The sequence below is a fragment of the Deltaproteobacteria bacterium genome, from assembly GCA_016874735.1.
Classification (GTDB): Bacteria; Bdellovibrionota_B; Oligoflexia; order Oligoflexales; family CAIYRB01; genus CAIYRB01.
On the sequence record VGTI01000020.1, the window covers coordinates 37,764 to 62,030 of the forward strand.

Annotated in this window: 11 protein-coding genes (1 of these 11 cut by a window edge); 7 read left to right on the forward strand and 4 right to left on the reverse strand. The window is 54.9% G+C overall.

Features of this window, described 5'->3' with window-relative positions; genetic code table 11:
- The 3 genes from FJ146_10100 to FJ146_10110 all read left to right on the forward strand — a co-directional run.
- Positions 1–13,693: the 3' portion of a hypothetical protein gene (locus FJ146_10100; protein ID MBM4252310.1), read on the forward strand. The gene continues 23,648 nt to the left of window position 1, outside the view; only the last 13,693 of its 37,341 coding nucleotides appear in the window; its start codon lies off the left edge, out of view; the stop codon is at positions 13,691–13,693.
- A gap of 68 nt (positions 13,694–13,761) precedes the next feature.
- Positions 13,762–15,369 carry a hypothetical protein gene (locus tag FJ146_10105; GenBank protein MBM4252311.1) on the forward strand — a complete coding sequence of 536 codons (1,608 nt, stop codon included), beginning with the start codon at positions 13,762–13,764 and terminating at the stop codon, positions 15,367–15,369.
- Positions 15,370–15,432: 63 nt separating this feature from the next.
- A complete protein-coding gene (locus FJ146_10110; GenBank protein MBM4252312.1) occupies positions 15,433–16,143 on the forward strand; it encodes a carbonic anhydrase in 711 nt (236 codons plus the stop codon).
- A 34-nt stretch (positions 16,144–16,177) separates the two neighbouring features.
- Here the strand turns inward: FJ146_10110 and FJ146_10115 are convergent, their stop codons facing one another.
- From FJ146_10115 to FJ146_10125, 3 genes are all read right to left on the reverse strand, one after another.
- Entirely contained in the window at positions 16,178–17,149 is a 972-nt protein-coding gene (locus FJ146_10115) for a cation transporter (protein MBM4252313.1), read from the reverse strand.
- Between the two features lie 49 nt (positions 17,150–17,198).
- Positions 17,199–18,371: a hypothetical protein gene (locus tag FJ146_10120; GenBank protein MBM4252314.1), complete on the reverse strand. Its 1,173-nt coding sequence runs from the start codon at positions 18,369–18,371 to the stop codon at positions 17,199–17,201.
- 62 nt (positions 18,372–18,433) lie between these two features.
- On the reverse strand, positions 18,434–19,852 hold the full coding sequence (locus tag FJ146_10125; GenBank protein ID MBM4252315.1) for an AarF/ABC1/UbiB kinase family protein: 1,419 nt from the start codon (positions 19,850–19,852) through the stop codon (positions 18,434–18,436).
- 80 nt (positions 19,853–19,932) lie between these two features.
- Here FJ146_10125 and FJ146_10130 point away from each other — a divergent pair, with 80 nt between their 5' ends.
- From FJ146_10130 to FJ146_10140, 3 genes are all read left to right on the forward strand, one after another.
- Positions 19,933–20,709, forward strand: coding sequence for an AMP nucleosidase (locus tag FJ146_10130; protein MBM4252316.1), 777 nt, complete (start codon positions 19,933–19,935; stop codon positions 20,707–20,709).
- A 107-nt stretch (positions 20,710–20,816) separates the two neighbouring features.
- Positions 20,817–21,716 carry a hypothetical protein gene (locus tag FJ146_10135; protein ID MBM4252317.1) on the forward strand — a complete coding sequence of 300 codons (900 nt, stop codon included), beginning with the start codon at positions 20,817–20,819 and terminating at the stop codon, positions 21,714–21,716.
- Positions 21,631–22,449, forward strand: coding sequence for an RNA methyltransferase (locus tag FJ146_10140; protein MBM4252318.1), 819 nt, complete (start codon positions 21,631–21,633; stop codon positions 22,447–22,449). The genes FJ146_10135 and FJ146_10140 overlap by 86 nt, the downstream gene beginning before the upstream one ends.
- Here FJ146_10140 and FJ146_10145 read toward each other — a convergent pair.
- The gene (locus FJ146_10145) at positions 22,446–22,832 is read right to left on the reverse strand and encodes a hypothetical protein (protein MBM4252319.1); all 387 of its coding nucleotides are present in this window, start codon (positions 22,830–22,832) and stop codon (positions 22,446–22,448) included. The genes FJ146_10140 and FJ146_10145 overlap by 4 nt on opposite strands.
- A 303-nt stretch (positions 22,833–23,135) precedes the next feature.
- Between FJ146_10145 and FJ146_10150 the strand changes: the two genes are divergently transcribed.
- Positions 23,136–24,191, forward strand: coding sequence for a hypothetical protein (locus FJ146_10150; GenBank protein MBM4252320.1), 1,056 nt, complete (start codon positions 23,136–23,138; stop codon positions 24,189–24,191).
- Positions 24,192–24,267 lie beyond the last annotated feature (76 nt).

Here is a 24,267-nt window from a genome sequence, read left to right on the forward strand (position 1 = left end):
TGATAACAAAGGCCGCGTCACTGCAGGAATGAGCTTGCTCGCCAGCGACATCCCGAGTTTATCGGCCAGCATCATTGGCTCGGGAGTCCTAGGAGTCACCAACGGTGGTACCGGTGCATCTAACTTCTCAAATAACGGCGTCATACTCGGCACTGGCGGCAACAATCTTCTATCAACAGCGGCTGGTAACGCCTACCAGGTGCTGACCGTGCCAAGCAACGGTGGCACACCATCGTTCAGCGCCCTCAACCTCGGTCAAGGCGCAGCAATTACTGGTGTACTAGCGACTACCTACGGTGGTACGGGCGTGTCTTCGAGTGCAACGTTCCCACAAAACGGCACCATCGTGACGCGCGATGCCGTTGAGGCCCTAACCAACAAAACGCTCACGGCACCGCTCATGACTGCCGCGACGATCAACGGCGCGTCGCTGATCGCTGGTTCGACATCAATCAGCAGCACCGGCACTTTGAGCATTGGTGAGACTGTCATCGATGGCAATATCACGCTGCAAGCGAATCCAACAACTGCAAACAAATTTATGTTTAACGATAAGACTGATAACTACTACATAGCTCTGAAGGCTCCAGACGTCCTGGCGGCTTCTGAGACTTTCGTCCTACCGGTAGCTGATGGCATTGCGAATCAAATTCTCACGACTAACGGCGCCGGCTCTCTGGGTTGGGCGAGCGGCACCACACCAATTGGCAACGCCGGCGGTGATCTTACCGGCACGTTCCCGAATCCAATACTGAAACCAAGTGGAGCTAATGCCGGTAATTATCCGAAAGTTACGGTTGACACTAAGGGTCGTGTAACTGCTGGCCTAACCCTCGATATCGCTGACGTACCGCCGCTCCCTGGGTCAAAAATTTCCAGTGGGACTGTTAACGTGATCAATGGTGGTACCGGAGCATCGAATTTCACCAGCAACGGTGTGGTCATCGGTAACGGTACTGGCAACCTACTCACCACCGCCGCCGGTGCCGCCAATCAAATCCTGAGAGTCCCATCGGGCGGCGGTCTACCTTCATTCGGTGCGCTGAACTTATCTGATGCTGCTGCAGTTTCTGGGATTTTGCCATCCAGCGTCGGTGGTACTGGGATAGCGTCGGATGCCGTCTACCCAACGACTGGCACCATTGTCGTCCGTAGCGCTGCTGAGACTCTAAGCAATAAAACCCTTAACAACACCGTGATGATGAGCGGCACGATTGACGGTGCGTCGCAAATCATCGGTTCAACACTTATCAACACGTCAGGTGTTGCAACTGTAGGCGGCGCCAACATCAACGGCGATCTCACGGTACGCGGTACTGGGGTCGGTGGTATCGCTAACAAAGTGGTGCTAAACAATGCTGCCAATACGTTCTCGCTATCTCTGAAGGCGCCAGATGGGCTGACGGCTAATAAAGTGTGGACTCTCCCCCCTGCTGACGGCACGAATGGTCAAGTGTTAAGCACTGACGGATCTGGAGTGCTAGGCTGGGTCAGCGGCACATCCCCAACCGGCGCCGCCAGTGGAGATCTAGCAGGCAGTTACCCTGCTCCGGTATTGAGCACTGTGGTCACTGAGGGCACCTATACCAAAATGTTTGTCGATACCAAAGGTCGGGTCCGCTACGGTACTAACCTGTTGGCGACGGACATTCCAAGCCTCCCAGCCTCAGCCATCGGCTCGGGTGAGATCTCTGTTAGCCGCGGCGGTACTGGCTCTAACAACTTTACCAACAACGCACTCTTAGTTGGTAACGGGACCAGTGCCCTGGGTACGGTGGCTCCGGGCAATGCTGGTCAGGTCTTGACCATGTTAACCAATAATGGCCTCCCCACGTTTGGAGCCCTCAATTTAGCGAGCGCCAATGCCGTCAGCGGTCTACTGCCGTCATCCAACGGTGGTACCGGCATCAGCTCAACAGCAACATACCCGTCCACCGGTGTCATCGTCACTGAGGCCGGAGCCGCTGCCTTGAGCAACAAAACACTCACGTCACCTCAGATAAACGGTGGCACGGTCAGCAATGCCTTAATCGCTGGATCAACGGAGATCAATACCACAGGAACCATTCGCAGTGGAGCTCAGACTGTAGATGGCGACATCACCGTCCTGGGCAATACCACGACGGCTAATAGACTCATCTTAAATGATAAAGGCACAAGTAGCTCAGCGAAGTTTATCGCTCTCAAAGCGCCAGACACAGTGACCACGTCGCAAACTTTCGTACTGCCAGTAACCGATGGTGGTATTAATCAGCTACTAACTACCAACGGTTCGGGATCGTTAGGTTGGACGTCAAGCGCACTGCCGTCGGGGGCAGCTGGCGGCGATCTAAGCGGTAACTATCCAAATCCAAGTCTCGCCGCGAGCGGTGTGACAGCCGGTAGCTATGCCAAAGTTGTAGTCGATACCAAAGGCCGGGTCATAAATGGTTTGGCGCTTAGCACAAGCGATATTCCTAACATCTCAGCGAACATCATCAACACTGGCACCTTGAGCGTGAGCTTTGGCGGTACCGGAGCTGGTTTCTTTACTAACAAAGGCGTCGTTCTTGGCGGCGGTAGCGGTGCTCTTTATACAACTACGGCCGGTAGTGCCTACCAAGTTCTGAGCGTACCTAGTGATGGCACAAGCCCTGTATTTGGTCCGATTAACATCAACCATGACAGCGCTGTAAGTGGGCTCCTAAAAACCACCAACGGTGGTACGGGAGTTAACTCCAACGCTACATTCCCTTCGACTGGTTTGGTGCTCACTGATTCCAACACGGCCACTCTGACTAACAAAACTCTGACGAGCCCGCTGATTTCGTCAGCTACTATTAACAGCGCCTCGCTTATCACGGGTCAGACCGTGATCAATACCCAAGGCGCTATCGCGACCTCCTCAACCATCACCGCCGCAAGCAATGTCACGATCCAAGGTAGCGGTGGACAAGCGAATCGCTTAATTCTGCAAAACCCACTGAACACGGCATCAGTATCACTCAAGGCTGCCGATGGTCTAGCTTCCTCGATTACGTTCAGTTTACCAACTAGCGTTGGCAGCCCCTACCAAGTACTCCAAACCGATGGGTCTGGTGCCCTGAGTTGGACGACAGGCGTGCAACCATCCGGTGCCGCTGGTGGAGCAGACCTTACAGGCAACTACCCAAGCCCTTATCTGACCGACACCGGCACGGCCACGGGTACCTTCACTAAGGTTTACGTTGATTCCAAAGGTCGTGTACGCTCAGCAACCACTCTGGTTGCCAGCGACATACCTCCGCTGTCCACAAGTATCTTAACCAGTGGCACATTGGGCGTGAGCAACGGAGGTACCGGTGCTACGAGCTTCACGCTCAAAGGCGTCCTCGTAGGGAGTGGCGCCTCGGCTATCTCGGCTACCGCTGCCGGTAATGACGACGAAGTGCTTGTCGCAACCCCAAGTGGCCCGACTTTCGGTAAAGTCAACTTAGGCTCAGCTAGTGCAGTGTCTGGCATCTTGGGCAGCACGTACGGTGGTACCGGCGTCTCATCAACAGCAACTTATCCAAGCACTGGCGTCATCGTCACGCGCGACGCTGCAGAGACACTGACGCAAAAAACGCTTACCAGCCCGATCATCAATGCAGCAACAATCGATCTTGCATCGCTGATCACCGGCTCAACGACGATCGATACCACAGGTACGATCACCGCAGGTAACACTAGTGTGAATGGCACGATCACCTTGCGTGGTAACACAACTAACTCCAAAGCCATCGTATTTAACGACAAGGACAACACAGGGTCCCTGCAGCTGCGTGCTCCAGATACTGTCACTAACTCCGCATCGTGGATCTTACCAAACGGTGACGGTCAACCTGGTCAGGTCTTAAAAACTGATGGTTCGGGTAACCTAGGCTGGGTCAGCTCACTAGCTCCAAGCGGACCAGCTGGTGCCGGTGGTGGTGACCTGACGGGATCTTATCCAAACCCAGTGTTGACCACTGTAGTGACAGCAGGCACCTACACCAAAGTGGTCGTTAATGAACGCGGTCGTGTCACTGGTAGCATGGCTTTAGCAGTCAGCGACATCCCGACGTTACCAACATCAAAAATTGGCTCTGGTTCCTTCAGCGTTACCAATGGTGGTACCGGCACATCGACCTTGACTCTAAACGGCGTCATGGTGGGTAACAGTGCTGATGCCGTTAAAACCACTGCGCAAGGCTCAGCCTACCAAGTGCTGACAGTATCACCATCAGGTGGTGGCATGCCAGAGTTTGGCGCCGTTAACTTGGCCCAAGCAAACGCTGTAACCGGTATCCTCTCGACAGCTAATGGTGGTATCGGTCGCACTTCGAACGCAACCTTTCCAGCTTCCGGTGTGGTCGTTACTGAAAATGGGGCCGGCACCCTGAGTAGCAAGACTCTCGATAGCCCAATCATCTCTGCAGCTACGATCAATGGTGCCTCGGTGATCAGTGGTAGCACCGTAATAAATACGACTGGCAGCGTTTACACAACATCCACAATCAAAGCTAAGTCTGACATCAGTATCGAAGGTGCTGGTACGCTGTCGAATAAACTCGTACTCCATGATGGTGACACATCCAACTATTACGGCATCAAAGCCCCTGACTCTTTGGCCTCGGATCTGACTTGGATCCTGCCTGCAACGCAAGGCGCCGCTTCCAGCGTGCTGACCACCAATGGATCGGGCTCACTCAGCTGGATTTCGGGTGTACCACCAACGGGTAATGCTGATGGCGATCTCACTGGAACATACCCGGCACCGACCTTAAAGACCGTAATGCTAGGGTCTGAGGGAACCTACACCAAAGTGTACGTTGATGCTAAGGGACGCGTAACATCTGCTTCCAACCTTGTTGAAGCAGATGTACCAAATCTTCAAACGACCAAAATCACGTCTGGCATATTCTCGGTAGCACGCGGTGGTACCGGTGCATCAAGCTTCACTGACAACGGTGTCATCTTAGGTAACGGCAGCAACACACCACTTAAAGTCACTGCCGCCGGTCAGGCCTTCGAAGTCTTGCGCGTGCCATCAGGAGGCGGCTCACCGTCGTTCGGTGCGATCAACCTAGCTAGCTCGTTTGCCGTCACCGGTATTCTGCCTGCAACGTTAGGTGGTACTGGTACCTCTTCGGATGCTGTTTACCCAACCACAGGCGTCATCGTAACAGAAGCCAGCGTCTCCACATTAACGAACAAAACACTGAACAGCCCGCAAATTAATACCGGTACCGTCGGTGGCGCATCGCTGGTTACCGGAAGCACTGTGATCAATACCACTGGCAATATCAGCGGTGGCATTTTCACAGCCGCGGGTGACATCCGCATTCGCGGTAATAACAACACAGCAAACAATCTGGTATTGAACGATAAGAATGCAACTTACGGCGTTAATTTGAAGGCGCCCGATACGATGGTGGCATCAGTCACTTACACGTTGCCTGGCTCCTACGGTTCCGCAGGGCAGTTGCTGCAAACTAACGCCTCTGGCCAACTCAGCTGGGTATCTGGTGCTGCACCTACTGGTAGTGCAACCGGCGATCTCGTGGGTAATTACCCTAACCCAAGTCTCGCTGCTGTCGGCACAGCCGGCACCTACGCCAAAGTCACTACCGATAGCAAAGGCCGCGTCATTGCAGGTACAACCTTATCGCCGAGCGACCTACCACCGATTTCGGGCTCTCAGATCGTCAATGGCGCGGTAAGTGTCCTCAACGGTGGTACCGGTGCCAACAGCTTCACGGCTAACGGCATTTTGGTCGGTGCAGGTGCCGGTCCCGTATCAGCAACGGCATCCGGACTGCAGTATCAGGTGCTGACAGTCGATGCGAGTAATGGTCCCACGTTTGGCGCTGTCAACCTGGCTTCGAGTCTTGCCGTAACGGGCTATCTACCAGCTAGTCATGGTGGTACTGGCATCTACTCGACTGCTACGTTCCCAGCTAGCGGTACAGTGGCAACCCTGGCTGCGGCACAAACTTTCACCAATAAAACTCTGACCAGCCCCTACATCTCAGCCGGTACCATCGACGGGGCTTCGGTCATCACTGGTAGCACCACAATCAGTACAACGGGATCGATCGATTCCACCTCAACCATCCACTCCACCGGCGACATCACCATCCGCGCCACTGGTGCGACCCAAAACAAACTCGTGTTGAATAGCCCGAGCGACGCCTCATATGTCGCCTTGAAGGCTCCAGATAGCCCAGTACAGTCCCTCATATTCACACTGCCTACGAGCTATGGCTCGAATGGTCAGTTCCTCACAACCAACGGCTCAGGTACCTTGAGCTGGACGGCGGGTGCTACTCCCTCGGGCGCTGCTACTGGCGATCTTACCGGCAACTATCCCAACCCAAGTTTGACGGCCACCGACGTCACTGCTGGCACTTACACTAAACTGTATGTAGACGCGAAAGGTCGTGCACAGTACGGTACATCGCTATCTGTTAGCGATATCCCAACGCTACCCACGAGTTCAATATCTGGCGTCTTTGGTATGACAAATGGTGGCCTCGGCGTCTCAAGTATCACCGCCAACGCCGTGCTACTAGGTAACGGCTCAGGCACCATCAAATCGGCGGCCGGTTCTGACGGCCAAGTGCTGGTGATCTCAAGTAATGTCCCAACCTTCGGCACCGTCAATCTGAGTAGCACGGCCGCCGTTGCAGGCACTCTCGCTAAATCGATGGGTGGTACGGGTATCAGCTCTACCGCTGTATTCCCCGGCAGCGGCACGATCGTGGTCCAGGATGCGATTGAAACCCTGAGCAACAAAACGCTAAACACCACCATTTTGAGCAGTGGCACCGTTCAAGGCTCTTCACTCATTGGTGAAGGTACCGTTATCAACACGAGTGGATCAATCACCACATCGTCATCAATCACCGCGACTGGTGCCGTCACGATCCGCGGCAACAACACTACTTCGAATAGCCTGATCCTCAACGATAAAGGCACTACTAACTACGTCAGCCTACGTGCTCCAGATACACTAGCTGGCAATATCAGTTACGTTCTGCCGGCAGTTGATGGTTCTCTTAACCAAATTTTGACTACAAATGGATCAGGCTCGCTCAGCTGGACTTCGAATGTCACGCCTACAAGTGCTGCTAGCGGTGACTTGACCGGCACCTATCCTAACCCAGTCCTGACTAATACCAGTGTGATTGCTGGGACCTATACCAAAGTATATGTTGACACTAAAGGTCGCGTCCAAACGGCTACCTCACTCTTAGCGAGCGATGTACCGTCTTTAGATACCTCCATCCTTTCGTCTGGGATCTTGAGTGTCGCTCGCGGCGGTACGGGTGCAAATAGCTTTATTAATAACGGTGTCGTCCTAGGCTCGGGCGGCGGCGTGGGACTAAGCTCAACCCAACCAGGTACGCTAAACCAAGTATTTAAAGTTGGCCAGACGGGCCCAGAATTCGGCCAGATCAATCTCGCCGCCCCCGAGGCCGTCAGCGGCATCCTCGACCGCACCAACGGTGGTACTGGCATCTCGAGTGGCGCTACCTTCCCATCGAGCGGCACCATCGTCGTGCGTGATGCGACAGAAACACTTACGAACAAAACGCTGGAACGTACGATCCTCTCCAGTGGCACGGTCAACGGCGCATCGCTCATCAGTGGAACCACCATCATCAATACTTCGGGGGCGATCACTACTGGCTCGACTCTCACCACGGCAGGTAACGTGACCATCGGCGCCACGGGAGCCACCAACAATAGCCTGATACTCAAAACCAGTAACGACAGTTGGGCAGCAAGTATCAAGGCTTCAAACTCAATGGCTGCCAACATGACGCTGACGCTGCCTGTTGACGACGGCACGAGTGGACAATTGCTCGCCACCGATGGCTCAGGTGTGCTGAGCTGGGTCACTGGAGCAGCACCAAGCGGTCCAGCCGCTAGTGCCGACCTCACCGGAACTTATCCTAACCCAGTGCTTACCAGCATTATGGGCACACCAGGCACTTACACCAAGGTTGCTGTTGATGCTAAAGGACGTGCTTACTTCGGATCCACGCTCGAAACCACTGATCTGCCACCGCTGGCGACGACGATGATTACATCCGGCACTCTTGGACTCACCAGAGGCGGTACGGGTGCGACCAGCTTCACAACTAATGGAGTCGTCCTAGGTGGTGCTTCGGGACTAAGCTCAACCAGTGCTGGTGCGATTAATCAAGTACTCGTCATACCCACCGGTGGCGGCGCTCCATCCTTCGGGGCGGTTAACCTTGCATCCACTGCAGCAGTAACCGGTATCTTGCCAGGAACGCAAGGTGGTACTGGCGTAAGTTCGACGGCCACCTATCCGGCGTCTGGCACGATCGTCACCAGAGCCGCGACCGAAACTCTAGAAAATAAAACTCTCACCGCACCTACGATTAACTCTGGCACCTTGGCCGGAACATCGCTCATCGGCGGCGCTGCAACGATCAACACCAGCGGCTCGATCACCACAAGTTCAACGCTGACTACGACGGGCAACATCACGCTGCAAGGCAACGGCACTACTGCCAGCAAACTAGTACTCAACAATGCTGCAAATAATGCGACGGTATCGTTGCAAGCGCCAGCAACGCCAAGTCCATCGAACTTAACCTTCGTACTACCTGCTGACTATGGCTCAAGTGGCTACGTGTTAACCTCTAACGGTAGCGGCACTCTGTCCTGGGCTGTGGGCGGTACGCCATCGGGTTCTGCCTCCGGTGGTGATCTGAGCGGCAATTACCCAGCCCCAGTGCTTGCTGCAACCAGCGTTACGGCCGGGACCTATACCAAACTCTATGTCGACGCCAAAGGTCGTGCTCAATACGGTACATCGCTAGTTGTCGCCGATATCCCAGCATTGCCTCCATCGGCTATCAGCGGCACGATCCCGGTCTCTGGTGGTGGTACTGGTGTGACCAGCTTCACCAACAACGGTGTCGTTATCGGTGCTGGGGCACAGCCACTATCAACGCTTTCAGGCACCAATAACCAGGTCATGTTTATCAGCGGCGGAGCTCCCACATTTGGAGCGATTGACCTCGCCGCCTCTGCGGCCGTAAGTGGTCTCCTTAGCCGCGCAAATGGTGGTACGGGCATCATTAGTACCGCCACATTCCCATCGAGCGGCACCATCGCCACTGTCGCAGGTGCTGAGACCTTTACTAACAAAACACTCACATCTCCGATTATCAACAGCGGCACCATAAACAACGGGCTAATCACTGGAACAGCCGCTATCAGCACTACCGGCACGATTAGTTCTGGTGCTGTCACCACCAATGCCGACATCACTATCACGGGCAACAATAAAATAGTACTTCGTGATAGCGGCGCTAATAGTGTCTCGCTTAAAGCTCCGGCGACAGCCACGGGTGCTGTAGTGTTCACTCTCCCTGGTGCTGACGGTTCGGCTAACCAACTACTCACCACAAACGGCTCAGGTACCCTGAGCTGGGTCAGCGGTGCGGCACCGACTGGTGCTGCAGGTGGCGACTTAACGGGCAACTTCCCGAGCCCAACTCTCACTGTCATGAGTGGCCTTACAGCAGCTACTTACACCAAACTAGCAGTCACCAACACGGGTCGTGTGAGCTGGGCATCAACGCTCACGTCAAGCGACCTGCCACCACACAATGCAAGCTTGATCACCTCAGGTGCTATCGCAGTAGCAAACGGTGGTACTGGACTCACCACGGCACCTTCGGCTGGTCATTTGCTCATTGGTACTAGCGGCGGTGGCTATGCACAAGCATTCCTAAGTTCAGGTACAAACGCTGGCGTCACCATTACGAACGCTACTGGCTCCATCACTCTAGATACAGCGCAAGACATCCGTACCAGTGCAAGCCCAAGCTTCTCTGCACTCGCAGTGACCAATGCCGTCACAGCTGCGAACGTGCTAGTAGGATCCGGTAACGGCACCGGTACTGTCACGGGCGGAGCGTTGAAGTCAGCAAGCTATAGCGGCACTAACGGTCGCGGCGCTAACCTCACGATCGAAGCCGGCAACGGTAACGGTACGGGCGGTTCAGGTGACATCTACTTCAAAACGGCCGCCACCTCCACCAACGGTGCTGTTAACAACTTGGTCGAAAGACTCACCATCACTAACAGCGGCAACATCGGTATCGGTACCACCCAACCGACGACGCGCGTGGAGTTACCACAAAGTGCAAACCTACCAGTACTGAAAACGGGTACGATGTACCTGCAAAGCCAGGCTAACGGTCGTAACTCACTAACGGACAACCTCTACTACGATGGCACCAACTACGTCTACGCTGCCAACTCTTACGGTTCGATGCTGGAATTCTGGAACGGTAATATCCACCTGCGTACTACTAGTGCCAGCAACTCATCAGGTGCCGGTGCAACAGCAACCACTGCTGTACCTCTCACTATCAATAGCAACGGTAAAGTCGGTGTCGGTATCGGCACGGCAACACCTACTTCGACACTCACCGTGGGTGGTAGCCTCACTGTCGGCGACAGCTACAAGGCCTACGCCGCAACGACTGACGGGATGATCGTGGCCGGGAACGTCGGGATCGGTTCTACGAATCCAGCTTACCCACTTGACGTCAATGGTGTGGTCCGCGCAACGAGCTTTATCGGTACAAGTAACTCTGACTGGTCGAACAAAAACATAAATAACTTGCTGGCTATCGGTATCGGCACCGCAACGCCTGCGACCGACCTGAGCTTCGGCGGGGCGACCTCACGCAGTATTCAAGTGGACCGCCGCACCACGAGCGGTGCCGGCGGCGCATTGACGATTAGTGCCGGTGGAGCAGGTGCAGGTTCGACGGATGCCGCTGGTGGTGATTTAATCCTGTCCTCGGGTATATCGACGGGTAATACCTCGTCCGCTATCCGCATCAAAACGGCATCGGGCAGTAATACAGGTACCGTTGACGCTGCTCCAGCCGAGCGCTTGACCATCCTAGGTAACGGTAACGTGGGTATCAACAGTGCGACGCCAGGTACTAAACTTGATATCGCCAATGATGCCTTAAGTATCGGTGCCAACACAACTACGGGTTATCAAGCGGCACAATTACGTGTGTCTGGCTACTCCGACGGGACTAAACGCACGGTTCTAGGCTTCGATACGACTAGCAACTACGGTATGCTTGCAGCAGTCAACAACGGTACGGCAACGACTCTCACGCTGAACCCAGCTGGTGGTAATGTCGGTATCGGTACCACCGCACCGACGTCGATATTCCAAGTTAATGACGGCACGGCTAAGACCGCAAACTACACGGGTGTTCAGTTCAACTTAACCAACACTTCGAGCTCGATGTCCGTCAATAAGGTGGGTGTAGATATCCAAAGCACTGGCAACTGGAACGCTTCAGGTGCTGTCAATACTGCTCTGAACGTCAATGCAACTGGTGGCCTGACTAACTACGCGGCTGTGTTCTCCGGCGGTAACGTCGGTATCGGAACGACGGCGCCGACAGCCACATTGCAAGTTACCAGTGGCACGAAGAGCTTTGCGGCTTCTTTGGCAGCAAACGCCACAGACTCTTTAATCCAATTGACCTCGGCCGCTACCACCAACTGGGCAAGGATTGGTACTAACGGCAGCAGCCTAGCTCTGTTGACACAGGGCACAGACTCGAGCAGCACAACCCCAGCTATGATCGTCACCAATACGGGTAGCGTTGGCATCGGCAGCGCCACCCCAGCCGGACTCTTGGACGTAAGCGGCAAGTTGACCGTTCTGACGGGTGGTAGTGTAGGTATCGGTACCACGACCCCAACTGCAACGCTTAGCATGGGTGGCACGGCAGCCAGAACCATTCAAGTCGACCGGAACACCACCGCTAACTCAGCTGGTAGCAGTTTGACTGTTCAAGCCGGTGCCGCAACATCGGCGGTGACAGATAAGAACGGCGGTACTCTATACATTGCCAGCGGTACGGCAACTGGCACAGGAACATCGACGATAGAATTCCAGACGGCAACTGCTGGCGGCTCCGCGACCACAGATAGAACTCCGACCACCAAAATGCTCATCGATGGTGCCGGTAACGTCGGTATCAGCACCACCGCGCCCGTCGGACTTTTGGATGTGAACAGAAAACTAACTGTCCTTAGTGCTGGTAACGTCGGTATCGGCACGACGGCTCCTACCGGTGCACTCAGCATCGGTGGTAGCTCGCAGTTCCAAGTCGATACGTCAGGTAACTTGGTAAAAATCAACAATATTGCCTACAGCTGGCCAGGGGCACAGGGAGCCGCAAGTCAAGTGCTCACCAACAACGGCAGTGGCGGACTCTCATGGACAACGCCCAACAACGGCTGGAGCACGGATGGTTCGAGTAAAGCTACGACTAGTTATAACGTCGGTATCGGTAGCGCTACGCCAGCCCAAGCGCTAGATGTCTACGGCAATGTCAAAGTCAATGGTGCCTCCAGCGCCACGATCTACATAGGCACTGCCGGTCAGGGTGCACCTGGTGCTGGTTCTGCCGGCGAAAGAATTCAACTCTCCGGAACTGCCGGCACCAATGCCGCAACCGACTATGGTATCGGTTACGAAACAAACTTCCTCTGGTTTAATACCAACGGCGGTACAAAGTGGTACAAGGGCGGCACGCAGCAAATGCTCCTAGATTCCTCCGGTAATCTCGGTATCGGTACCGGCGCGCCTGTGGCTGCCCTGCATGTAAACGTCGGCACCGAGGCTATCTTCGGCACCGGTAACAACTCTACTACCCCTGCTCCGTTCACGATCAGGGGCCCCGATGGTACAGGTGCATCTAACGTAACCGGTCCGAACCTAACTATCCGTCCAGGTAACGGTATGGGAGCTAACAACTCTGGTTCGCTGATTTTCCAAACGGCGAAGGCATCAGGCACAGCAAGCGTAGCGAATACAATGACGCAGCGCATGATGATTAATGCTGATGGTTACGTAGGAATCGGCACCACTACGAGTATCACCGCTCCACTGCAAGTTACGGCTATCTCGGCAAATACTGCTCCAGATACTAACGGTATCTACGTGAATAACCCGGACAACACCTCCACATCGCAGCACGCTATCATCGGCGCTAAAGTTGGTGGCGCCTCCGCCGGTGACCCATACATCTCCCTTGCCGTAAACGGTGGTAGCAGCTACGCCCTCGGTATCGACAACACCGACGGTGATAAGTTCAAGATCTCCCGTACGGTCAACGATGTAGGCAATAACACTGCTTTGACGATCGAGCCTACCAATGGCAACGTAGGGATCGGCTCAACCAGTCCGACAACGACTCTCGATGTCAATGGTACGGTTAGTGCTAAAGGCTTTAAAAATTCCTCTGGTTCTTACACTATCAACAACGGCTCAACCTCTCTAGCCCTCACCGACGCTTCAGGTGTGGTGCTGCTAACGAACGCTGCCTCCGGCAATAGCACCATCTCAACCGTCACTGGCTGCAACTCCGGTACTATAGGCCAAGGTCAAACCGTCACATTCGTTGCGGTCGGATGGACTACTGCCGGCACATTGGGTTTCGGTGATACTAATGTCGGCACAGCAACGGCAGATACCTTGGTCCTAAATGGAAGCGGTACCTTCAATCTGATCGCGAACAATTCATCTCATCTTGGATCATCAATCACCTTACTCTGCACTACCATCGGCAGTACGAAACGCTGGATCGAAGTCAGCCGCTCCGCTAACACCAACTAATCTCGGCTCGCTCCCAGCTCCCCTCCCCCTAGTTGCTCCCATTTCCCCCCGTCAGCTATACTCGGCTAATGCTACCTCGTTTACCAATAGCTCTTATCCTCAGCGCCGTCGTCCTGACCTTCGTCGGCTGCGTTTGGTTTGATTTTATTCCCTACGACGACAAGGCCAATATCTATCAAAATCCATCGCTGATGGATTTGAGCTTAACGAATCTCCAGCACATCTGGACCACAGCGCATGATCATTTATATATGCCGATCACATTTACGGTCTGGGCCCTTTTAGCCGCCATTAGCCGCAGTGTAAGTGGCACCCTAAACCCTAGCTTTTTCCATGCTGCAAATGTCGTGGTTCACGCCCTGAATGCTGGGCTCGTATACAAAATCATCTGTCACCTATTTGCGACGATGAGCTTAAGGCAACGCTACCTGGCGGCGATCGCTGCCCTCGTCTTTGCCCTGCACCCTCTCGTTGTCGAGCCAGTCGCCTGGGCCATGGGCATGAAGGACTTACTCGCTGCGACCTTTGCGCTTCTCACGATCCGCTATTATTTGCACTCTGTGACCCAAACCAAACGCCACGCCTATCTCATAGCGACCATCTTCTTCCTCTGTGCACTCCTTGCAAAAGCTGCCACGGCAACCTTACCTTTAGTGCTCTTCGTGCTTGAGACGTATTGGTACAAACTCCCTCGCGGAAGAGCCGCAGCACGGCTCGGCCCCTGGTTGCTCTTAGGACTCGCAGCTTTGATTGCCACTAAGCTACTCCAGCCTGACGGCGAACTCCCCTTCGCCGTATCGTGGCAGGATCGCCCGCTGATTGCGGCAGACGCCGTTGCTTTTTACCTGCAAAAGTCGATCTGGCCCACTGCCATGTCCATAGACTTTGGCCACCGCACGGACCGTGTCATGGCACAAGGCTGGACGGGAACGACCATTGTGACGCTTATTGTCGCCTGCTCAGGTCTCGGCATAGCGATTTGGCGTCGTCGTCCCCTGGCATGGATCATCGCCTTTATGTTTATGGCCCCCCTCCTTCCAGTGCTGGGATTCGTGCCCTTCGGCTTTCAGGCATTCTCGACGGTCGGCGCCAGGTATGCCTACCTCTCGCTACTTGCAGTCGCAGTCCTGGTCTACCACCTCTTAACTACACTCCCCGCGCGCATTGTGATCCCGCTCGGCCTGACACTCGTCACCGTGCTTGGCACCTTATCCTGGCAGGAGTCGCGCTACTGGCAAAATTACCACACGCTTTTTGCCCTCGCGGTGGCACTCGATCCGGACAATTGGACTATGCGCTACCGCTACGGTTGGGCCTTGTCACAGGATTTGCGTCTTGAGGAGGCCATAACTCAGTATCGCGCTTCACTCGCATCTAACGACGGGATCGCAGCGGTGCACCGCGATCTAGGTCGCGCCTTGGCTGGACTTAAGCGGTGGTCCGAAGCTGAAGAGAGTCTCCGCCAAGCTTTGCAGATGAGTCCAGAACTCCCCGATACGCGCCCCTCCCTGGCTGGAGTTCTGCACGAGCAAGCGCTCACGCTAGTCCGCGGCAGTAACGACAAAGAGCGCATCAAAGCCGCCCTGCCCATCTTTCACGAGGCCTATACGCTAAGTCCAAACGATCCGGCAATCGCAACTAATTACCGCCATGCGCAGCAACTGGCCCAACCCTAATGGTCGACAGTGGGGTGCTATTAATGCTAGGTTTCCCTGCATATTTAGGCAGGAGGTGTATCGATGCAACGACTTTTAGGTGGCGCCCTTAAATTCGGCAACCACGTATTCCGTGGTAAACGTCATTTATTCGAATCCCTGCAGAAAGGTCAAAAACCGACCGCCCTCTTTATCACTTGTGCTGACTCACGGATCTGTCCGACGCTGATCACACAGACAGACCCAGGTGAGCTTTTCGTGATCCGCAATGCTGGCAACATCGTCCCGCCTGCTGGATCGGCCGGTGGAGAGGCAGCTACCATCGAATATGCGATCAACGCCTTGGGTATTCGCGACATTATAGTCTGTGGTCATTCCCACTGCGGTGCCATGGCGGGTGCTCTCGATCACCCGGATGGCATTGAAGGCTTGCCATTCTTGAGTCAGTGGTTGCGTCATGTCGCAGCTGCTAGAGGCGTCGTGCTCGCAGAGTACGCGGGTGCCCCTCGTGAGCAGCAGCTCGAGATCCTGACGGAAGCCAACGTGCTCCTGCAGATCGAGCATCTAAGTACCCATCCTGTGGTGGCGCGCGCCTTAGCGCGTGACGAGCTTGATATTCACGGATGGATTTACCGCTTTGAGACGGGACATATCTCAAGTTTTGAGCTAGCTACCGGCAAGTTTCGGGAGATTAGTGAGCTGCTCAATGAACTGCCCGCCGATGCCGAATCGGTGCCTGGACTTGCTGCGGACTTTCGCAGTAGCCCGATGATTCGAGCCATTCGCGGCGACTGATGATCATTGGTAGTAATGACCCCGGGACCTTAAATCAGACCGTGGCACAGTGGCAATCGTTCTCACAGCTAGTAGCCTTGGGCTCAAGCTCAACTGTCACGTGAATATTGCCGTGTTTGGCGACGGTTTGGCGGATTTCTTTTTTCACGGTCTCAAGTACACTCAGCGGTAAATCCTGCTCCACCACCACATGCACCGTGAGCACGTGTCGCTCCCCATCTAGCGACCACAAGTGAAAATCATGCGTACTCTCGACCGCTTCGACTCCGGTGATGTCACGACGCAAGGCCTCTAGATCGATATCCCGCGGTACTGCTTGCAGAAAGAGGCGAACCGTTGCTCCTAGTGACCTGAGAACGTTGAACACTATAAACAAGCTAAAGATGATGCTCAGGATGGGGTCGATGATGGGTAGATCGGCCACCATCATCACCAGAGTTCCAATCAGCACGGTGAGCCACCCAAGCACATCTTCGATAAGGTGCCACGAGATGACGCGCTCGTTCATGGTGCCACCGCCACGGACCAGCCGCCAGGCAGCATAGCCATTAACGGCCACGCCTAACACGGCGAATCCCAGCATACCCGGCAGCTTTGGCATCGTTGGAGCCAGCAAGCGTGGAATAGCCTCGGATAGTACAAAAGCGGATCCTACGAGTAGGAACGCAGCGGTGAAAACGGCACTCAGCAGTGACAGCCGGCGGTACCCATAAGAATACGAGGCACTCGGCTGACGCTGGGCTAAACGCTCAAAAATGTAGGCAGACCCCAGAGCGATCGCGTCACCTAAATCGTGCACCGCATCCGACAGGATGGCGACACTGCCAGTCCAGATGCCACCCACAATCTCGACGAGCGCAAAGCCCAGATTTAAAAAGAGAGCGACCTTGAGGTTACCAACCGCTCGATGATTATGATGATGCCCGTGATGCCCGTGATGCCCGTGATGACCATGATGGCCGTGATGGCCATTGGTATCATGATGATGGTGATCGTGCGCTGACATCTGTCCCACCTCGTAGGGTTTGAACGTGTCTTGATCTTGCCATTTTTACCTAGGGAACAACAAGGCCTGGAAACGCCGCCCGGGCAATCTTCGTGTGTCCAGCGGGGGACAGGTGGAAGCAGTCCTCCGCAATGTCGGCGCCATCAAACCCAAGTTGCGCTGTTGCCGCAACATAGTGAAAACGCACTGCGACGTGTTCTGCCATCATTTTCTCATTGAGGCGCTCCACCGCCTTGGCCGTTGCCTCACGGTAATCACGCAGATGATTAGCCACGACGCTGATCTCCGCTTCGCGCTCCTTGCCCTCCAGTGGCCCCATCAAGGTCGCGCAGTACCCAACCGGATTGGGCGGCATGAGCATTGAGAAATACCAAGCTGCGCCGCGATTCTCAGCGAGCGCACCACTGCGTTTCTGCATCACTTGTTGCTGCTCAGGTGTCGGTAAAAAACGCTGATCACGCAGGGCACGGCAAGTGGTTTCACTGCCGAACGCGGTGATGTTTTTATTTAGGATACTATCGCTTGTCAGTAGTTGCAGCACTCCCAATTGTCCGAGTACGTAGACATCAGTGCCGCTGGCACCAACCTGACCGTTACGGACCATGTAGCGTAAGCCACGCTCCAAGATGGCGGCATAATCGTGAGCGCTAGTGATTTCATTGGTCGTCGCAGCACAGAGGTCGTTGCCGGTAAAGAACACGGCAATACGCGGTGGCAAGACACCGTCGGTCGCAGCAAGGACGCGGTCCACTTGCCGCGGTAACTGTGCCACCCTTGCCCCGTCATCACCTGCAATCAGGATACTCTCAGGAGCCACCTTGAGTGCTAGGCCTAGCTGGTAGCCCCAAGAGTATTGAGGCGTATCGAGAAAACTCCGCGCGACGATCTGCATAGCATTGCGCCATATCCAGTCGGGACCACCAAAAAATTCGCGCTGACCTGGCCACAGGCGCTGCGGCGCCGGCAGGGGGTCAGGTAGCCCAGCCGCGAGATCCGCCGGCAATACTGAGGCTGTCGCCGGTAGTGGTACCTTGCCGGTAAAGACGTCCCACAGGACCAGACCATCGTACCGAAGCGCCGGATGGGTCGCCGCTCCCGTGGCGAGGCTGTCACCGAGAATGACAAGTCCAGGAGTCGACGGCGTCTCTCGGGCCCAGGCTGTCGGGCCGAGACCGGTCGTACCGCAAACTAACGTGAGCAGGAATTCTACGAAAAATGCCATCAGCGCCGCCTATCCACTTAAGGGTGTAAAACACCGGGTGAACTCGGCGGCAACGGCACCAATTAGTTGAATGCCATGCGCACCATCGACGGTAAGCGCCGCCCAAAGGCAACCACTTCCTTCCAACCGGGTTTAGCAGCTTTGAATAGCACCGGCGTCGCCACCCGGGCTAGCGAAACCTGCGGATCGATGCCGCGCGCCAAGCCTTCGATCGTGACCAGGCTCTTTGCCATTAGCAAAAGCCCGTCCGGCACGGCAATCCCAAGTCTCGCGGCGCTGTTGAGGCAGGCCTCTAGTAGCTCTTGGATCGACGCTTTTTCGGCCGGATTTTCGCGGCCTTTCTTTATCATTCCCGAAACGGTCTTTAGCTCCTTACGCACATCTTCACGCTCAACCTCACGCCCGACATCGGTGCCCATAGCGACCAAGGCATCGATGAGCTGCTCTTGGTCGAGAGCAATTACGGCTTTAAGTATTGCAGCTATGTAGCGGCGATCGCTATCAAATAGCTCCCCGGCAAGGCCCCAGTCGAAAAGCCCGACATCACCGGTCTCCATCAAGATTAAGTTTCCAGCGTGCGGATCAGCGTGAAACAGACCTAATTCAAAAACTTGGACCAACAGCTCGGATAGGACGCTCTTGGCAAGTTTTTGTTTGAAAGTCGGCGGCAACTCAATCTTGCCCGCCACCACATCCGAAAGCGAAATTCCCATAAAGCGTTCAACAGTCAGTACATGCTGCGAGCAGTAGTCGGTGTTTACCTCGGGAATGAGTAGCACGCCCTGTTTCTTGCCTGCCAGTTTTTCCCGGAGTCTGATGATGGTGTCGCGCTCGCGGATGAGCGATGTTTCGCGCCTAAAATTACTGACCAGCTCACGCAGCTCACGCACGGTGCGTTTCGATACTTGCGTCAGTGCAAGTGGCTCTACCACCGCAATCAACTGATCGAGAGCAGCTGTCGTCTCCATCATGCGCTGCTTAGCCTGCGGCTTGAGCACCTTGACGACCCACTGACGGCCATCCGAAGAAGTCGCTGCGTGCACCTGCGCCATCGATGCCACCCCGAGCGGCACTGGCTCTACTTTGAGTCCCACACGCCACTGCGGAATTTCGGTATCGAGTATGTGCTGTACTTGAGACCACGGCAATGCTGGCCAGTCCTTATAAAGCCGCGTCAGATGGAAATCATCGGCGACGGCATGCGCCTTCGGTGACATCCGACTTAGGGCGATCTGTCCGGCCTTGCCGTAGATTGGACCCAGAGCATCAAAGAGACGCAGAGCATTATCTCCGAAAAGTTCGTAGAAGCGCTTGCCGCTAAAAATAGACTCAAAACTAGTATCGGTCACCAGTGACCGCGTAAGTTTAGTCGGCAAACCAAACACGCCGAACCGCCACCAGGCGCTAACGAGGCGCGTAAGTTCCCGTGGAATTGCCAATGCTCCAGCTTTTTCCGTACGCACAGCGGTTTTTGCCTTCATGGGGAAGCCTCGAGATCTTGTTGACGGTCGCTAATTGAGTCGAGATGGCCTATCATTAATCATCATACGAGGACTTTAATATGAAGACCAAGGCCGAGATCGTAAAGAATTGGTTACCGCGCTACACTGGCACGCCTATTGAACAATTTGGCGAATATATACTACTGACCAATTTCTCGAACTACCTCGAGAAGTTTGCTAAACGCTTCGACGTGCCAATACTGGGTAACGGTCGCGCCATGCAGACTGCCACCCATGAGCCCTCCGGGCTGACACTGATTAATTACGGCATGGGATCTGCCAATGCCGCGACAATCATGGACTTGCTTATGGCCATTAAACCCAAGGGGGTCCTCTTCCTAGGTAAATGTGGCGGTGTGAAAGAATCCACCGAGCTGGGTCATTTTATTCTACCGATGGCAGCGATTCGCGGCGAGGGTACCTCGAACGACTACCTCGCCCCTGAGGTGCCAGCGATGCCGTCATTCAAACTGCATAAATTTGTGTCCGAGAAAATCGTCGAGTCATCTATGGACTACCGGACCGGGGTGATCTACACCACCAACCGGCGAGTCTGGGAGCACGACGAGGGTTTCAAACAAAAGCTGCGCGATCTGCGCGTCATCGGCGTCGACATGGAGACGGCAACGATCTTTACCGTCGGTGTCGCCAACGAGATCCCGCGCGGCGCCCTGCTGCTCGTTTCAGACCGCCCGATGACCCCAGAGGGCGTCAAGACCGAGAGCAGCGACAAGATCGTGACCGAACGCTTTGTCGATCTGCACTTGGACATCGGTATCCGGGCGATGACCGAAATTGGGGTCAAGGGCGAGAAGATCAAACACTTCACTTACTGAGCGCTCACGCAAATACCCTTGATTGTCTCGCATGCTTGATTGATCATCTGGACTGATCGTGAGGACTTGGGGACTTTGCGCGGTGGCCCCTTCATAAGGAAGACAAGATGGCCGTAAATTTGTTGCCAGCAGCTGCTATGGGTTTCGCAGCTATTACGTCTGGAATCGCAATCTACCAATGGCGCCGCGCGGCCGGACTTTACTCCCTCCTGGTTGAAGGTGCCAATCGTTACGAGGAGTTGCGTCAACGCGGGACGTCTTTAGAGCAGCTAAGTAAGCAGCACGAGGATCAGTTCCGTAAGCAGAGTGAGGCCAACAAGAGAATCAACCAAAGTCTCGACGAGGCCCGCGCGCAGACGGCAACGCTCACCCAACGGCTTGAGCAAAAAACACATGAGATTCATGTGGTTACAGAAAAGCTGGAGCTCCAGAAAAAACATCTCGAGCGGCAACTCGCTAAGGCGGAAGAACAAACGACGATTGCCGAGCAGCAACGCCTGGATGCCGTCGCGCGCTTGACAGCGTCTGAGCGGCAATTAAGCGAGCTGCAACGTACTAGCCGCGAAGAGAAGTCGACGCTGCAGCAGGAGCTTAGCCTCCGCGACAAAGACTGGCAGGCGCGGCTATACGAAGCTGAGAAGGCAAAAGTGTCCGCCGAGAAGGCAGCCAAGTCTGGGGACCCCGTCGAGCTCAAGCGCTACAAGCGCAAAGTCGCTCAGTACGACCGGCTGTACGCCAGCATGAAGGGGCTCAGAGAGCTTAGTGAGGAGCGTAACCGCAACTGGGAAGTCGCCCTAAGCAAGTTGTCCCTTTGGATCCTGGAAGAGAAAGGCATCACGCCAATTCCGAAGGCGATCGGCCCGTTGGTGGGGACAGCCTTACAGTCCATAGGCGCCCAACTGATCACGGACATTGAAGGCGATGAGCGCGAGGGCGGCGCGTCGCATATCCATGAGATCCCAGATCCGCTTGAGGCTGAGGATCCAACAGATCATGTCGAAGGATAACGACACACCAGCGACTCCAGGCGATCCGTTGCGCGAGCTAGAATTTAGCGGTACCAAGACGACCGGTTATCCGGCTGACGCTTGGGATTTGATGAACGCTATGCTGACTGAGGCGCGCCGCGCGCGCATGCTGCGTGTCGCGCACGGTCGTACCCAACATATCCGTCTGGTGGTCCAGGATGTCCACGACCCGCACAACATCTCGGCTTGCCTTAGGTCAGCCGATGCCTTCGGTATTCAGCACTGCCACGTGGTAACACTTAAACAAAGTTTTCGTACCTCGACCGTGGCGCGTGGCGTCGGGTCTTGGTTAACCCTGCATCGCCACCATACCGTCGAAGACTGCGTGGCCAAACTGCGGGCCGACGGATTCAAACTGTATGCCGGAGTGCCCGCGCCGACAGCGGTGCCACTCCATGAACTACCCGTGGACGACAAGATTGCCGTTGTTTTTGGCAACGAACACGCAGGCATCGACTCGGCCTGGCTACCTCACATGGACCGACTTTTTACGATCCCCATGTTCGGAATGGTCGAAAGCCTCAATATATCTGTTGGTGCCGCCATCACCATGCAGCACTTGACCCATCGAGCCAGGGAATCCCTGGGCACGACCACTTTTGCACTTTCAACCGGCGAACGCCAAGGGCTCCTGAACAAATGGATCTGCGATCAGCTGCAGGCGTGGCCGCAAATACTACCACGTCTCAGGGCCGGCAAATCGAGCTCCTAGTGCGCCAATGCGGCCTTGGGATTCTCGGGTACTACCCCGCTACAGCGAGACGACGGGGTCGCTAACTCGCCCTTGGTGACGCGGTTCTGAGGATCGACCGTGAAGTGCACCGTGCATACGGTATGATCCACCACTACACGGTCGGCCATGGCTCGGTGGTCACTAGTCATAACAAACGGGACTTCACGATGCACTTCGTAGGTGTAAGTCTTCGATCCGTCAGGAGCGACCGCTGTGCACGTCGGCTCGCCCATTGCCTGAAGCAGGGGGGCGGCTGGCTCGTTATGCCAGGACTCAAGCCGTTCCTTGGATGACACCGTAGAGGCACAAGATACTGAAAGTACACATGAAAGTAGTGTAGTCAGTGTTGTCAGCGTGCGCATAATTCATGCCCTCCCAGTTTGGCCCATAAGGCTTATCGCCATTTTGGGTGGGGAGCTTTAGCCCCTCTTAAAGTGGTCCACTTAATTGTTGGTCCAACTTCATAACATCCCGCTTTCTTTGAATTTACTTAGGGGTAAGGCGGTGAATTTTACCCGATCCAGGCAAGCCTCTCACACGACGGGGGAATTCGTCTTGTACCAACAATTAAGTGGACCAATTGAAAAAAGACCTAAAGTTTTCTGCAAAAATGCCGATACGCGGGCTAGTCAAAATCAGGATCTAAGAATTTCTTAGAGGTAGGTATGATACTACGACTTTCAGGCTCGATGGCTATTTGTGTGCTGCTTGCAGCATGCGGGGACAAGAACTCTTTGAGCGATCTCGCGAGTAACGAGTTTGCTGCCGAGATTGACGAGCTAGGAAGTCTCTTGGACGGCATGCAGAAGGGTTCGGACTTCGGCGAGCGCCTGGCAAGTGTAGCAGCCAAGTCACCTAAGGACTTTATCGCTGGCCTGACTAAAGGGATGACGGACGAGGCCTTCACATTTAACGGTCTCCGATTCGATGGCATCAAGTCAAAAATGGTCGCCAAAGGCAAGGTGGTCTCCACGCTTCAGGCCAAAATTGCTAAGACATACAGATCACCGGCCGGGCTCTTTGCGGCGCATGGACTCGGCAAGAAAGTCGATCGTTCGGAGCTGGCTGCTTACTTCACCGTGGCCAAACTTGGCCTAACAGCCTTGACTAGCGGCAGATCCCCGACGCAAGAGCTCGACTCCTGGACCGTAGCCAGGGCACTGCATGTGGCAGCGGCCTTGGCGACGGTTGGCAACACCGATACGGCTGCTCTAGCACTCGCGGCGAAGCCTACTACCGTGAAGGACACAGGCATTTCCGGAAAATATAGCTCCTGCGATGCTGCAAGTAAACACGCCAAGGAAAAGTCATACATCTGCCACACAGACGCAGTGAGTGGATCCATTGGCTACATGTCGGCTGACCGCTCGAATTGGATTGATGCTGTTTCGGGCAAGGAGTTCAAATCCTGTGGTGATAACGCAAAAAACATTAAAAATGGCTGGGGTTGGATTCCGGATCCGAAGAACCCCAAGGGGGGCGAATCATGTCATGTCAACGTCAATGGCACCGACTCGTTCTACAAAGATGAAATAGCCGAAATCTGCAAGCAAGGCTCCGAGAGCGCGAAAACTAACGCCGACTTCTGCAGCAAGAAACATGACTCCCAGGAGGAATTCGAAGAGAAGTTGAAAAAAGGCGAGATAACCATCGAAAGCTCGACCCCCTCGGAGGAGGGAGCAAATAAAAACAAGAAGCCTACAGATCCGAAAAAAAAATAACGGCCAATCAAGATATCACTGAGATGAAAAGAGGACCCCGACCCGGGTCCTCTCCTTCTTTCCGTAGCGGCAACTC